This is a genomic window from Variovorax sp. EBFNA2 (assembly GCF_033802765.1).
Taxonomy (GTDB): Bacteria; Pseudomonadota; Gammaproteobacteria; order Burkholderiales; family Burkholderiaceae_C; genus Variovorax; species Variovorax paradoxus_H.
Genome location: NZ_CP138496.1, coordinates 5,283,010 through 5,297,373, shown reverse-complemented (window position 1 = coordinate 5,297,373; position 14,364 = coordinate 5,283,010). Strand labels below are relative to the sequence as shown.

The 14,364-nt window shown below is 70.1% G+C and carries 9 protein-coding genes; 7 read left to right on the top strand and 2 right to left on the bottom strand.

The annotated features are described in order from the left end of the window. Positions 1–13: 13 nt before the first annotated feature. Both RZE79_RS24885 and RZE79_RS24880 read right to left on the bottom strand, forming a co-directional pair. The gene (locus RZE79_RS24885; RefSeq protein ID WP_319357257.1) at positions 14–2,737 is read right to left on the bottom strand and encodes a diguanylate cyclase domain-containing protein; all 2,724 of its coding nucleotides are present in this window, start codon (positions 2,735–2,737) and stop codon (positions 14–16) included. Between the two features lie 188 nt (positions 2,738–2,925). After that, positions 2,926–3,324 carry an STN domain-containing protein gene (locus RZE79_RS24880; protein ID WP_319357256.1) on the bottom strand — a complete coding sequence of 133 codons (399 nt, stop codon included), beginning with the start codon at positions 3,322–3,324 and terminating at the stop codon, positions 2,926–2,928. A 271-nt stretch (positions 3,325–3,595) separates the two neighbouring features. On the opposite strand from RZE79_RS24880, the gene RZE79_RS24875 reads away from it, so the two are divergent. From RZE79_RS24875 to RZE79_RS24845, 7 genes are all read left to right on the top strand, one after another. Next, positions 3,596–4,168 (top strand): RNA polymerase sigma factor, encoded by a 573-nt coding sequence (locus RZE79_RS24875; protein WP_228122001.1) that lies wholly within the window; start codon positions 3,596–3,598, stop codon positions 4,166–4,168. Beyond that, positions 4,165–5,160 (top strand): FecR domain-containing protein, encoded by a 996-nt coding sequence (locus RZE79_RS24870; RefSeq protein WP_319357255.1) that lies wholly within the window; start codon positions 4,165–4,167, stop codon positions 5,158–5,160. The genes RZE79_RS24875 and RZE79_RS24870 overlap by 4 nt, the downstream gene beginning before the upstream one ends. Positions 5,161–5,235: 75 nt before the next feature. After that, positions 5,236–7,731 carry a TonB-dependent receptor gene (locus RZE79_RS24865; RefSeq protein ID WP_319357254.1) on the top strand — a complete coding sequence of 832 codons (2,496 nt, stop codon included), beginning with the start codon at positions 5,236–5,238 and terminating at the stop codon, positions 7,729–7,731. A 1-nt stretch (position 7,732) separates the two neighbouring features. Continuing rightward, positions 7,733–9,118 (top strand): MFS transporter, encoded by a 1,386-nt coding sequence (locus RZE79_RS24860; RefSeq protein ID WP_319357253.1) that lies wholly within the window; start codon positions 7,733–7,735, stop codon positions 9,116–9,118. Positions 9,119–9,170: 52 nt separating this feature from the next. Next, the gene (locus tag RZE79_RS24855) at positions 9,171–10,844 is read left to right on the top strand and encodes a serine hydrolase domain-containing protein (protein WP_319357252.1); all 1,674 of its coding nucleotides are present in this window, start codon (positions 9,171–9,173) and stop codon (positions 10,842–10,844) included. Continuing rightward, complete coding sequence (locus RZE79_RS24850) at positions 10,841–13,207, top strand: alpha/beta fold hydrolase (protein WP_319357251.1); 2,367 nt, start codon at positions 10,841–10,843, stop codon at positions 13,205–13,207. Before RZE79_RS24855 ends, RZE79_RS24850 begins: the two co-directional genes overlap by 4 nt. Then, entirely contained in the window at positions 13,204–14,361 is a 1,158-nt protein-coding gene (locus RZE79_RS24845) for an alanine racemase (protein WP_319357250.1), read from the top strand. The genes RZE79_RS24850 and RZE79_RS24845 overlap by 4 nt, the downstream gene beginning before the upstream one ends. Positions 14,362–14,364: the final 3 nt, after the last annotated feature.

Sequence of the window (14,364 nt, the reverse complement as noted above, 5' to 3'; positions counted from 1 at the left end):
CGAGGTCTCGACGCTAACGGAAAAACGCGAACCGGTTGCGGCCCTGCGACTTCGCATCGTAGAGCGCCGTGTCCGCGCGCGCGAGCAATTCGCCGGCGCCGACGGTGGCATCGACCGTCTCGAGGAACACGACGCCGATGCTGGTCGTGACGTCCAGCCGCCGGCCGTCCACATGGAACACCGGCGCCTCGATGTGCGCGACGATCTTCTGCGCCACGCCCGCCACCGCGTCCTTCGAGCGCACGTTCTCGAGCACGATCACGAACTCGTCGCCCGCCAGGCGCACCACGGTGTCGGTCTCGCGCACGCTGCAGCGCAGGCGCCGGGCGTATTCGGCCAGCACGCCGTCGCCGATGGCGTGGCCGAGCGTGTCGTTGATCGATTTGAAGTGGTCGATGTCCAGGAACATCAGCGCCATGCCGCCGTCGGCGCGGCGCGCGCGCGACATCGCCGCGGGCAGCTGCTCGTTGAAGGCCAGCCGGTTCGGCAGGCCGGTCAGCACGTCCATGCGCGCCAGCTCGATGAGCTTGCGCTCGGCCTCCTTCAGCGCCGTGACGTTGAAGGCCATGAGATAGAAGCCCACCACCTGGCCGTTCAGGTCCTTGTCGGGAATCAGGTTGGCCTGGAAGTGCCCCTCGCGGTCGTGCAGCGGCGCCTGCACCGGATAGTGCGTCGGCTTGCCGGCGAACACAGTCGGCAGATGGGGCAGGTGCTGCACATACATGGCCTCGCCCAGGGCCGAGCGCATCGTCACGCCGTCCAGGGGCTGGCGTTCGCCCAGGCCGGCCATCTGCCGCGCGCGGCTGTTGCCGTACAGGCAGTTCTCGTCGCGGTCGAAGTAGCCCACCAGCGCCGGAATGTTGTCGGTCACGTCGCGCAGGCGCTTTTCCTGCTGCGTGAGGGCGCGGCGGATGTTCACTTCGTCGGTGATGTCGAAGGTCATCGCGAACACGCCGTGCACCATGCCCTCGGCGTCCTGGTCGGGGATGTAGTGGGCCTTGAAGGTGCGCTCGCCGATGCCCAGCGCCGGGTCGCCGACCTTCTCGATGATCACCGTCTCGCCCGCCAGGGCGCGCTCGATGTGCGGGCGGACCACCGCGAAATCGGCCTCGCCCCGGATGCCCGGCATCCACCGGCCGACCAGCGGATTGCCGTTGTGCAGCGCCCGCACCTTGGCATTGACGAAGGTGTAGTACAGCCCGGAATCGACGTGCGAGACCAGTGCGGGAATGTTGTCGGCAATGGTGCGGATCTGCGCCTCGCTGTGCGCCAGCTCGAGCTCGATGCGCTTGCGCTGGGTGATGTCGAAGGTCATCGCGTAGTAGCCGCGCACCTGCCCCTGCGGGGCGACATCGGGAATGAAGTCGGTCTGGAAGAAGTGCTCTTCCTCGTCGCGGTGCGCGGCGCCGCGCCGCTCGAACGACACGGCTTCGCCCGCCAGCACCCGCTGCAGGTTGCTCTCCAGCGTCGGGTCGTCGTGCAGGCCGCTCATGCTCTGCACGGGCTGGCCCACGAGTTCCTCGACGGTGTAGCCCAGTTCCTCGCACAGCCGCGCGTTCACGAAGGTGTAGCGGCCCTGCGCGTCGGCGTGCGAGATCATGGCCGGCAGGTTGTCGGTGATGTCGCGCAGGAATTTCTCGCTCGTCTGGCGCTGCTGCATGAGCCGGTCGAAGGTGCGCGACAGGTCGCCGATCTCGTCGTCCGGGTAGGTGCGCGCCACGGCCGCGCGGTCGGGGGCCGCGTGGGCGTCGAGCATGTGGCGGTGCAGTTCGGTGACCGGGCGCAGCAGCCGCCGCGCCACGGCCAGCGCCAGCGCACCAGCCAGCAGCGCCAGCACGATGGCGCCGATCCACGCGGTGCGCTCGATGGCGTCGATGCGCGCGAAGGCCTCGTGGCGCGGGTACATCGAGCCGATGATCCAGTCGGCCTGGCGGATGCGCTTGAAGGCGTACAGGCCGGGCACGCCCGCGTGGTTGATGCCTTCGAAGGTGCCTTCGAAGCCCGCCAGCGCGCGGCCGAGATCGGGGGCGTCGTCGGCCATCGCCGCGTTGGCCTGCTTGAGCACGCGGTCGGCCAGCGGGTGGTCGATCACGATGCCGTCGGCGGTGGTGATGAACACGTAGCCGGTCTGGCCGAAGCGCACGTCGGCCAGGTCGCCCAGGATGTTGCGGTCCTTCAGGTTGATGGAGCCCGAGATCACGAAGCGCACCCGGCCGTCGCGGTCGCGCACGGGCTCGGTGATGGCCACCTGCGCCAGGCCGCTGAGCCGGTTGCGGTAGGGCTCGGAGATCAGGCCGGTGCCGGTGGACACCGTGTCCTTGAAGTACGTGCGGTCCTTGATGTTCAGCTTGTGCAGCTGGTCGGGGCCGTTCATGTTGGCGATCAGGTCACCGTCGGTGTCGAGCATGGCGACGTTGTCGAAGGCCGCGCGCAGCGAGGGGTGCTGCGTCAGAAAAGCCTGCAGCGGCGCGTCGCTGGTGAAGCCGTGGGTGGCCACGCTCTCCGCCAGTGTCTTCAGCAGCACGCGCCGGCTGGCGAACTTCTGGTCGACCGCGCTCGCGATGGCCGACAGGCGCGCGAACTCCTCGTTGGCGATCGAGGCCTGCATGCGGTCCTTGACCAGGTGCAGCGCCACCGTGGCGATGAGGAAGGTGGTGGCCAGCACGATGGCCGCGACGCCGACGCTGAGGCGCGTGTTCAGGCTGATGCGGGGTTTCCCGTTCGCAAAAATTTTCATGGGCGTCGTGCAGGCAGCGCAGCGAAGCGGCGGGACCACTGGCCGGCCGTGGGGGCACGGCTCACACCATTCGCGTGTTGCGCTTGTAGTGTGTCAGAAAGTGCGCGAAATGCGCGCCAATTCGGTGCACCTCGCAGGGCTGTACGGCGCCGGACTGTCGCGCAGGCGCACGACAGAAGCCAATCGTATTACTCGACGCGCGGCGGCGGCTCCGATCGGGCGGCGGCCGGCGACCGGGCCGGCGCAATGAGCACCATCGCGCCGTCCTGCCCGCGCCGCACGCGCAGGCGCGTGCCGTCGAGCAGGCGGTCCAGCGCCGCGTCGGCGGCGACCTTTCCCTTGATGCCCCGGGTGGAAAGGTCCTTGACGTCTTCCATCTTGTAGATGAGCTGCACGCCCGACTGCGCGATGTAGGCGTCGAGCGCGGGCCGCAGCTCGCCGCCCTTCACGTCGAACTCGCGCGCGTGGGCGAAGGCCAGGCCCGTCGCCAGCAGGCCGGCGGCGGCCACAGCCAGGGTCAGGGCCAGGCGGGGGCGGGTGATGAAGAGGGCAAGGAGGGTGGGGGGCTGCCTCCGGATTCGAATCATGTCGGTCTGTGTTTCCGCGAATTGGTTTTTCTTCTGCCCCCGGTGAGACGAGTTCGAGCGCACTTTCCGGTAACGGGGCAAGGGGGAAAAGCCCTTGGACCCGGCCTTCTAGAATTTCGGGAGCTGCCGCCGGGCACGGAAATTGGAAGAAATTTCGCCGCCGGACCCCCGCGCGTTACCGGAAATCTTCGGGCCGTTCGTCTCACTGTCTGTCGCCAATCCCGGCGGCCTGCCGTTCTCCTTTCGGCCCTTCAATTTCGAGGAGCGCTTCGTGGTTCTCAGTGACTTGGATGCCTGGTTCGTCAGCGAGGTGCTGCCGATGGAAGCCGCGCTCACGCGTTTCCTTCGCCGCAACTGGCGCGACGACGCCGAAGTGCCCGACCTGCGGCAGGACGTCTACGTGCGCATCTATGAGTCCGCCTCCAGATCCATGCCCGACCAGGTCAAGCCCTTCGTTTTTGCCACCGCGCGCAATCTGCTGATCGACCGCGCCCGGCGCGCGCAGATCGTTTCCATCGAGATCATTGCCGACCTCGACGCGCTCGATTTCTCGGCCGACGAGCTCACGCCCGAGCGCCACGCCGCCGGCCGCGGCGAGCTGCGGCTGTTGCAGACCGCACTCGACGCGCTGCCGTCCAAATGCCGCCGCGTGATCGAGATGCGCAAGATCGACGGCCTCTCGCAGCGCGAGGTCGCCACCCAGCTGGGCATCACCGAGGACACGGTCGAGCGGCAGGTGTCGCGCGGCGTGCGCGCCCTGGCCGACGCGCTGCTGTCGGGCGGCGTGCAGCTGGACACCAAGGCCTTCGGGCGAGCGCAGAACGAGCGGAGGCTTTCCACATGAGCGACGCCCAGCGCATTGAATCTTTGGCCGCCGACTGGCTGGCCCGCCGCGACAGCGGCGCCTGGACCGACACCGACCAGCAGCAGCTGGACGCCTGGATCGCCGCGTCGATCGCCCACCGCGTGGCCTGGCTGCGGCTGTCCAGCGCCTGGGAGCGCGGCGACCGGCTGGGCGCCCTGCGCACGCCGGAGATCCCGATCCCCGCGCCGGCGCCTGCGCAACAGCCGCAGGCGTCACGTCCGCCTCAACGCCTGTCGCGCTTCTCGCTGCAGCGCATCGCCGCCGGCGTGCTCGTGGCCGCAGCCGGCACCGCCTGGCTCGGCTGGCAGTACACGCAGGAAGAGCGCGGCCAGCACTACGCCACGGCCGTGGGCGCGCGCCAGTCGGTCGCGCTGTCCGACGGATCGAAGCTCACGCTGAACACCGCCACGCAGCTGCGCACGGCCGTGAACGACAGCGGGCGCAAGGTGTGGCTCGACGCGGGCGAGGCCTACTTCGACATCGCGCACGACAAGTCACACCCCTTCGTCGTCGTCGCCGGCGACCGCCTCATCACCGTGCTGGGCACGCGCTTTCTCGTGCGGCGCCAGGGCGACCAGGTGAACGTGACGGTGGAGGAAGGGCGCGTGCAGATCGCCGCGGCCAAGCCCGATGCCAAAAGCGCCGGGCCCACCGTGCTCACGCGCAACCAGGCGGCGGTCACGCATGCCGACAACGTGCTCGTGATGTCGAAGGCGCCCAAGCAGGTCGACGACGAGCTGCGCTGGCGCGAAGGCAAGCTCGTGTTCGACCAGACCACGCTGGGCGACGCGGCGGCGCAGTTCAACCGCTACAACCTGCGCAAGCTCGTGATCGCCGACCCGGTCGTCGCGCAGGTGCGCATCGGCGGCAGCTTCGATGCGAACAACATGAGCGGCTTCGTGGCCCTTCTCAAGCAGGGCTTCGGCCTCGCTGCGCAAGAGAACGGCAACGAAATCAGAATTTCGAATTAGAAAATTACCGGAATGTGACGGGGCATTCGTCTCAGTGGGTACCCAAACAAATAACCACGCTGGAGAAGACACCCCATGAATCGCATTGCGCCTCGCACCGGTCTGCCATCCAAGAAGAAGCGAACGTACGGGGCCCTGCGCCCATGGGTCATCGGCGGCGCATGGGCGCTGGCGAGCGGCATGGCCGCGCACGCGCAGACGCAGACCCCGCCCCAGGGTTTCGACGTGAGCGGCGGCGATCTCAAGACCGCACTCGACGCCTACATCGCGCAAGGCGGCGTGCAGCTGCTCTACAAGGTCGACGACGTGAAGGGCGTGGCCACGCGCGGCGTGAAGGGTGCGCTCTCGCCGCAGGATGCGCTGGCGCAGCTGCTCGAAGGCACGCCGCTGCGCACGCGCCGCGGTGACGACGGCGCCATCGTGATCTACACGGCCGCTGCGGCAGCGAAGCCGGTGGCCGACGAAGCACCGCAGTCGCTCGACAGCGTCACCATCACCGCCACGCGCCGCCGCGAGCCGGTGCGCGAGATCCCGATGCAGGTCAACGTGATGAAGGCGCAGGCGCTGCAACGCGCGGGCGCGAAAAACCTGGCCGACTACGTGGCCGAGCAACCGGGCGTGAACCTCACCAGCAGCGGCACCGTGGGCGGCACGCTCACCATGCGCGGGCTGACCATGGGCCCGGTGCAGGGCATCGCGACCGTGGGCGTGTACGTGGACGACGTGGCCACCGGCCTGAGCTCGGCCGGTGCCAACGGCGGCAACACGCCGCTGGACATGGGCATGCTCGACCTGAGCCACATCGAAGTGCTGCGCGGCCCGCAGGGCACGCTGTACGGCGCCGGCGCCATGAGCGGCGTGCTCAAGTACGTGACCAACCAGCCCGACACCATGGAGTTCGCGGGCTCGGTGCGGCTGGGCACCTCGTGGACGCAGGGCGGCGGCCCGGGCTTCACGACCGGCGCCGTGCTCAACGTGCCGCTCAAGGAAGACGTGGCGGCCATCCGCTTCGCCGCCTTCACCGACCAGGTCGGCGGCAGCTACGACGCCACGGGCCTGGCGCGCGGCCGCAACTACGACCGCGGCCACACCGACGGTGGCCGCGTCTCGCTGCTGCTCACGCCCACGCGCGAACTCACGGTGCGCCTCACGGGCACCGTGCAAGACGTGCATCGCAAGGGCCTGGGCTTCGAAGAGATGGACAAGCGCACGCTGCGCCCCTGGAGCCGGGAGCGCACGCGCCAGATGTCGGCCAATGAGTCGTACAGCAACCTCACGCAGCTGTTCGGGCTGGACGTGGAGTACGACTTCGGCTGGGCCCGCCTGAACTCGATCACCTCCGCGCAGGACGTGAAGATCAACACCACCGTCGACGTCACCGGCCTGTATGGGCCGATGCTGAGCGCGCTGCGCTTGCCGGTGGCCTCGGTGCCGCTCAACAGTGCCGTGGAGCAGCACCGCGTCAGCCAGGAGTTCCGCCTGACCTCGCGCTCGGGCACCACCATCGAGTGGCTGGCGGGCCTGTACCTGAACCGCGAGCGCGGCAGCAACAACGGCGGCATAGACGCCAATCTGATCGGGGGGCGCAGCCTCGGCCTGTTGACGTCGACGCAGTCCTCGCGCTACCGCGAAGAGGCGCTCTATGGCGACGTCACCTGGAACGTGACGCCCAAGTTCTCGCTCACCGGCGGCCTGCGCCTGGCGCGCAACAACCAGGCGTACGCCAGCCGCCAGACCGGCCAGCTGGTCGGTGCGGCCGGCGCCAGTGCCGCCGGCACTTCGTCGGAAAGCCCGACCACCTACCTGGCCGCCGCCAAGTACACGCTGTCGGACACGAGCACCATGTATTTCCGCGCGGCCAGCGGTTATCGCCCCGGCGGTCCCAACGTGCTGAAGCCCGACACCGACCGCCGCGTCGTGCAGCCGTCGTACAACTCCGACTCGCTGTGGAGCTACGAGCTGGGCTACAAGGCCGACCTGCTGGACCGCACGCTGTCGCTGGAAGCGGCGCTGTACGACATCGAATGGAGCGGCGTCCAGCAGCCCACGCGCAACGGTGCCTTCACTTTCATCACCAACGCGGGTGCGGCCCGTATCAAGGGCAGCGAGCTCACGCTCAACTGGAAGCCCAGCAAGGAGTGGCGCTTCACGGCCAACGCCGCCGCCATCGACGCGCGCCTGACCGAGGACGCCAAGGGCATCGGCGCCAAGGCCGGCACGCGCCTGCCGCACACGCCGCGCTTTGCCACCACGCTGGGCGTGACGCGCAACTTCAGCCTGGCCGACCACCCGGCCTATGTCGGCATCAGCGCGCGCTACACCGGCAAGCGCGACGCGGGCTACCGCGGCAGTGCGGCCCTGCCGAGCATCACCATGCCGGCCTACACGCTGGTCGACCTGCAGGCGGGCATCGACTTCAAGACCTTCAGCGTCTCGGCCTACGTGCGCAACCTGACGAACAAGCGCGGCATCGTGTCGATCGAAACCGGACTCAACGCGAACCCGAACCTGGTGACTGCGGCGCTCGTGCCGGCGCGCACCATCGGCGTGAACGTCAACGTCCCGTTCTGACATGTCGGGCCTCCCACCGTTCGCGGCACCGATGCCGCTGGATGCGGCCGCCCCTGCGGCCGTCGAAACGAACCGCAAGGCGCCCACCAGCGCCTGGTATGCGCTGGTGGTGCTCATCATCGCGACGGTGCTGGGGTCGATCGACAAGGTCATCCTCACGCTGCTGACGGAGCCGATCCGCCAGACGCTGTCGCTGACCGACACGCAGCTCGGGCTGCTGCAGGGCGCGGGCATCGTGCTGTTCACCGGCATCGCCACCTTGCCGCTGGGCTGGCTCAGCGACCGCTACGACCGGCGCGTGGTGCTGGCCGCGTGCGTGGTGCTGTGGAGCGCCGCCACCGCCATGCGCGGAACGGCCATGGACTACGGCGTGCTGTTCGTCGCCTCCGTCGGCCTGGGCGTGGGCGAGGCGGGCCTCACGCCCATCACCAACAGCATGATCCCCGACCTGTTCCCGCGCGCGCAGCGGGTGCTGGCGAATGCGGTGTTCGCGCTGTCGGCCATCTTCGGCAGTGCGCTCGGCGCGCTGCTGGGCGGCACCATCGTGCACCTCACCGACGACCTGCGGCCCTGGCTGCCCGTCGCGATGCAGCAGCTTGAAGCCTGGCGCCTGACCTTTTTCGTGCTGGCCTCCGCCGGCATTCCGGTGACGTTGCTCGTGCTGTCGATCCGGCGCACGCCGCGCGAAGGCTCGCAGGCCGCGAAGCCCGGGGCACCGGCCGCCGAAACCTCGGGCGCCACGACGCTGCGCGAGCACCTGCGCTTGCACTGGCGCACCTTCGCGGGCCTGGTGGTCGGCGTCGGCCTCACCAGCGTCGGCCTGAGCTCGCTGGGCACCTGGCTGCCGATCGTGACGGCGCGCACCTACGGCGTCACGCCGGTGCAGATGGGGCAGGGCATGGGCCTCGCATTCCTCTGCGGCACGGTGGCCGGCGGCCTGCTGGGCGTGGGCGCCATGCGCTATGCGCAGCCGCGCATGGGCCCGGCCGCGGCGCTGCGCCTGATCATGCTGGGCAATCTCACGGCTGCGCTGCTGTCGACGCTGCTGCTGTTCACGAGCTCGGCCAACCACAACTTCGCGCTGCTGGGACTCCTGGTGGTGCCGCTCATCGGCAGCGCGGTGCTGCTGCCCAACGTGCTGCAGGACGCTGCGCCGCCGCACCTGCGCGCTCGCACCATCGCGATGCTCACGCTGGCCAGCCTGCCCTTCGGCGTGGTCGGGCCGCTGATGGTCGGCATGTTGTCGGACGCCCTCAAGTCGATGCCCAACGGGCTGGCGGTGTCCATCGTCGCGACCACGCTGGTCGGCGGCTGCCTGGGCGCCATGGTGCTGCGCGCCACCGAAGGCCCGTTCGTGCGCCTGATGCGCGAGGCGAAGCCGAACTGAGCCTTCTGCGCCGACATCCGCTCCCCCCAAATTCATCGTTCGTTGTTCCCCCATGTCACAACCCCAAGCTTCAGCCTCTCTTCCTGACACCGCGTCCGCACTGGCCGCCATCGACGCGCTGGTGGCGCCCCTGAACCGCAGCGACGCGCCCGGCCTGGTGCTGGGCATCGCGCAGCATGGCCGCCTGCTGTACCGCCGCGCCGTCGGCATGGCCAGCCTGGAGATGGGCGTCGCGCTCACGCCGACCTCGCGCATGCGCATCGCCTCCACCAGCAAGCACTTCACGGCCATGGCCGTGCTGCTGCTGGCCGAAGACGGCCTGCTGAGCGTGGAAGACCCGGTGCAGAAATACCTGCCCGAGCTGCCGCAGCTGAGCGCCAACGGCCCCACGCTGCGCCACCTGCTCACGCACACCAGCGGCTGGCGCGGCCACGACGAGCTGTGGGCCATTGCGCATGGCCTCACGTTCACGCTGCCCGGCCCGGGCCTGCCGGCCATGGCGCGCCAGAGCGAGCTCAACTTCGAGCCCGGCACGCACATGGTCTACAGCAACGGCGGCTACTTCCTGCTGGCGAAGATCGTCGAGCGCGTGAGCGGCCAGAGCTTCAACGACTTCCTCAAGGCGCGCCTCTTCGGCCCGCTGGGCATGGCCGACACCTCGTCGGTGCAGACCGACCTCGACGTGGTACCGCACATGGCCGGCCTGTACATGCCCGCCCCCGGCGGCGGCTGGCGCCGCGGCGTGTACCCGTGCGAACTCGACGGCGGCGGCTCGCTGGTGTCGACGGCGGACGACATGCTGCGCTGGCTTGAACACATGCACGGCAGCGAAAAGATCGTGGGCAGCGCGAAGAGCTGGGCCCTGCTGTCGGAGCCCACCACGCTGTCGTCGGGCCCGAAGGTGACCTACGGCTTCGGCCTTGCGCGCCATCCGTACCGCGGCGTCGAGATCGTCCACCACGCGGGCGCGGTGCTCGGTGCGCAGTCGCAGATGATCAGTGTGCCCAGCCACGAGCTGCACATCATCGCCATGGTGAACGGCGCGCCCGTGTCGCCGGCGTCGCTGGCGCTCCGGGTGATCGAGCTGCTGCTGGGCGACGCGCTCGCGCCGCCCGAAGTGCGGCCCCTGGCCAGCGACTTCCCCGCGCTGGTCGGCCAGCGCTACCACGCGCCGTCCACGGGCAGCCTGGTGGGCTTCGCGGAGGTCGGCGGCAAGCTGGGCATGTCGTGGCAGGCCAGCGGCGCGCAGCCGCTGCACCAGGGCGAGGGCAAGCTCTGGCTGGGCCTGCAGGACATTCCGGTGAACGACCTCGTGATCGACGCGGGCGACATCGATCCGCAGCGCGCGCCCGACGCGCTAGTGCTGCACGAAGGCGGCCAGCCGCGCCGCTTCGAGCGCCTGCCCGAGACCGCGCCCGATGCCGCGTCGCTGGCCGACTCACTGTGCGGCGACTACACCAGCCCCGACCTCGACGCCACCGCGCAGATGGCGCTGGTCGACGGCAAGTTGCTGCTCACGGTGCAGGGCCGCCACGGCCAGCACGTGTGCGCACTGACGCCGTTGTCGGCCGACGTGATGGTGCTCGCCTCGGCCGATCCGGTGCTGGCGCAGCTGGGCAAATCGATCCTCAACGTGGAGCGCAAGGCCGGCCGTGTCGTGGGACTGCGGCTGGACACCATGCGCACCCGCAACATCCATCTCGCCCGCCAGGAGCCCCGCGCATGAAGTTCTTCACCACCCTGTTCGCCACCGAGACCAACACGTTTGTCTCGGCCCCCACCGGCCTGGGCAGCTACGAGGAATACGGCATCTTCCGCGGCGACGCGAGCACGCGCGATGCGGCCGGCTACGGCCTGTACGCGGTCGAGGTGCGCAAGCAACTGGCTGCCGAAGGCCATGAAACGGTCGAGAGCCTGCTGGCCTTTGCGCAGCCGCTCGGTCGCACCGTGCGCAGCGTGTACGAGCGCCTGCGCGACGAGATCCTGGACGACCTGCGCAAGGCCGGCCCGGTCGACGGCGTGATCCTCGTGCTGCACGGCGCGATGGTGGCCGACGGCTACGACGACTGCGAAGGCGACGTGATCTCGCGCGTGCGCGACATCGTCGGCCCCAACGTGCCCATCGGCGTCTCGCTCGACCTGCACTGCCACCTCACGCAGAAGATGCTGGACGCGGCCGACACGATCATTTGCTACAAGGAATATCCGCACACCGACGCGTTCGATCGCCTGCGCGAGCTGATCCGCATCGTGGTCGACACCGCGCAGGGCCGCGTGCGGCCCGTGACGGCCGTGCACGACTGCCGCATGGTCGGAAAGTGGCACACCACGCGCGAACCGATGGCCGGCTTCGTGCGCCGCATGCAGGCCGCCGAACAACTGCCGGGCGTGCTCTCGGTGTCGCTGGGCCATGGCTTCCCGTGGGCCGACGTGCCCGAGTCGGGCGCCAAGATGTGGGTCGTGACCGACAACGACCCGGCGCTGGCCGCCCGGCTGGCCGAAGAACTGGGCCGCGCCTTCTGGGACCTGCGCCACGAGACCGGCGTGCCCTCGCTCTCGATCGAAGAAACGCTCGCCCGCGCCATGGCCGTGCCCGACGGCCCCGTGGTCATTGCCGACACCGCCGACAACGCCGGCGGCGGTGCCACCAGCGACAGCACCTTCATGCTGCGCGCCGTGCTCGATCGCGGCATCGGCGACGTCGCCTTCGGCGGCGTGTGGGACCTGGGCGCGGTGCAGCTGTGCCGCGACGCGGGCGAGGGCGCGAGCTTCGAGCTGCGCCTGGGCGGCAAGTGCGGCCCGGCCTCGGGCGACCCGATCGACCTGCACGTGACCGTCAAGCGCGTGGTCGAGGCGCACTCGCAGGGTGGCCTCTCGGGCGTGCGCACGCCCATGGGCCCGTGCGTGTGGGTGCAGGCGGCCGACGGCGTGGACATCGTGCTCATCAGCAAGCGCAACCAGGTCATCGGCGCCGACCTCTTCACGGGCCTGGGCATCGACCTTGCGGCCAAGAAGCTGGTCATCGTGAAGTCGGCGCAGCACTTCCATGCGGAGTTCGGCCCGCTCGCGAAAGCGGTGCTGTATGTGTCGACGCCATCGTCGCTGAGCACCGACTTCGCCAACCTGCCGTACCGCGTGCGCGACCTCGACTACTGGCCGCGCGTGGAACAGCCCGGCCGGCCGCACCACATGGCTGCGCCCGGCGAGCTCTACACCATCGACGGCCGGCGCATGCACCTGCAGCGCAGCGGCCCCGCGCCCGCCAGTGCGTCGCAGCCCACGCTCATCATCGAAGCCGGCGGCGGCTGCGCCTCGCCGACCTACGCACGGCTGCAGCAGGCGCTGTCGGCAAAGTACCCAGTGATCAGCTACGACCGCGCCGGCATGGGCTGGAGCGAGGCCGACGACGCGCCCTTCGACGGCGAGCGCACCGCGCACCGCCTGCATGCGCTGCTCGAAGCCGCCGGCGTGACGGGCCCGATCGTGCTCGTCGGCCATTCGCTCGGCGGCCTGCTGAACCGGGTCTACGCGGGCCTGTATCCGCAGCAGGTGGCCGGCGTCGTGATGCTCGACGCCAGCCACCCCGACCAGTTCACGATGTACGACGCGCCGCCCGAATCGCAGTTCGCCGCCGAGCGCGAGAAGCGCGCCAACTTCCAGGCCGGCGGCCCGCCGCCGCCGGAGCAGGCGCCCATCGAGGCCCTGTTCGCCGACATGCCGCAGGTGCTGCGCCAGATGAAGGCGACCTACACGCCCGAGGCGCTCGACACCATGCTGGCCGAAGTGCGCGGCCTGCCGCACGTCGCGCGCCAGGCGGCTGCCTCGCCTGACTTCGGTGCGCGTCCGCTCGCCGTGCTGTGGGCGAAGCAGCAGCCGCTGCCGGCCGGCGCCGACCCGGCGATCGCCGCGGTGCAACAGCGCTGGCCCGCGTTCCAGGAAGCGCATGCGGCGCTGTCGACGCAACGTCGCCTGGCCTGCATCGAAGGCGCCGCGCACATGACGCTGGTGCTGCTGCCGCCGCTGGTGCAGCGCCTGGCCGAGGAAATCGACAGCGTGATGGCGCAGATCGCGTCGGGGACCGGCCGATGACGCCGCTGGCCGAACTCACCACGCCCGCGCTGCTGCTCGACGTCGGGGTGCTCGAACGCAACTGCGAAGCGATGGCGCAGCGCGCGGCGCGCCACGGCGTGGCGCTGCGCCCGCACCTGAAGACCGCCAAGTCGGTGGAAGTGGCGCGGCGCGCCACGCGCGGGCAGGCCGGCGGGCTCACGGTGTCGACCGTGGCCGAGGTCGCGTACTTCGCGCGCCACGGCTTCACCGACCTGACCTACGCCGTCGGCATCGACGCGAACAAGATCGAGGCGCTGCACGACATCCAGCGCACGCACGGCGCGCGCGTGACGCTGCTGGCCGATTCCATCGAGGCCGTGCAGGCCGCCGGTGCGCGCGCGCGAGCGCTGGGCGCGACTTTCCGCTTGCTGCTCGAGATCGATACGGGCGGCGGCCGCGGCGGTGTGGGTCCGCACGACGACGAACTGCTCTTGCTCGCGCGCGAAGTGCAGCGCAGCGAATCGCTGCTGCTCGCCGGCGTGCTCACGCATGCGGGCCACAGCTACCACGTGCAGGGCGGCACGGCGATCCGCGCCATCGCCGAAGCCGAGCGCGCCGGTGCCGTGCATGCGGCCGAGCGGCTGCGCGCGGCCGGGCTCCCGGTCGAGGTGGTGAGCGTGGGCTCCACGCCCACGGCCGTGTGCGCGCAGACGCTCGAAGGCGTCACCGAGATGCGCCCCGGCGTCTACACCTTCTGCGACCTCGACCAGGTGGCGCGCGGCATCTGCGGCGTGGAAGACATCGCGCTGTCGGTGCTGGCCACCGTGATCGGCCACAACCCGCGCTCGCGCCGCGTGCTCATCGACGCGGGCGCGCTCGCGCTGTCGAAAGACCAGTCGGCGGCCGAGTTCCGTAGCGGCCTGGGCTTCGGGCTGGTGTGCCAGGCCGAGGGCACCGTGCCGCTGCCCGGGCTGTGCGTGGCCGAGCTGCACCAGGAGCATGGCCTCATCGCCTGCGAGGGCGACAGCGATGCCGACGCACAGGCCATGTTCCGCGCGCTGCCCGTCGGCGCCCGCGTGCGCGTGCTGCCGCACCACGCCTGCATGACCGCCGCCCCCTACGACCGCTACCACGTGGTGGAAGGCGCCGGCAGCGGCGTGCAGGCGGTCTGGGACAAGGCGCGCGGCTGGTGAGCC

Bases quoted from the DNA above. Each gene is read 5' to 3' on its own strand.
- RZE79_RS24885 (WP_319357257.1), bottom strand. From the start codon at position 2,737: ATGAAAATTTTTGCGAACGGGAAACCCCGCATCAGCCTGAACACGCGC.
- RZE79_RS24880 (WP_319357256.1), bottom strand. From the start codon at position 3,324: ATGATTCGAATCCGGAGGCAGCCCCCCACCCTCCTTGCCCTCTTCATC.
- RZE79_RS24870 (WP_319357255.1), top strand. From the start codon at position 4,165: ATGAGCGACGCCCAGCGCATTGAATCTTTGGCCGCCGACTGGCTGGCC.
- RZE79_RS24865 (WP_319357254.1), top strand. From the start codon at position 5,236: ATGAATCGCATTGCGCCTCGCACCGGTCTGCCATCCAAGAAGAAGCGA.
- RZE79_RS24860 (WP_319357253.1), top strand. From the start codon at position 7,733: ATGTCGGGCCTCCCACCGTTCGCGGCACCGATGCCGCTGGATGCGGCC.
- RZE79_RS24855 (WP_319357252.1), top strand. From the start codon at position 9,171: ATGTCACAACCCCAAGCTTCAGCCTCTCTTCCTGACACCGCGTCCGCA.
- RZE79_RS24850 (WP_319357251.1), top strand. From the start codon at position 10,841: ATGAAGTTCTTCACCACCCTGTTCGCCACCGAGACCAACACGTTTGTC.
- RZE79_RS24845 (WP_319357250.1), top strand. From the start codon at position 13,204: ATGACGCCGCTGGCCGAACTCACCACGCCCGCGCTGCTGCTCGACGTC.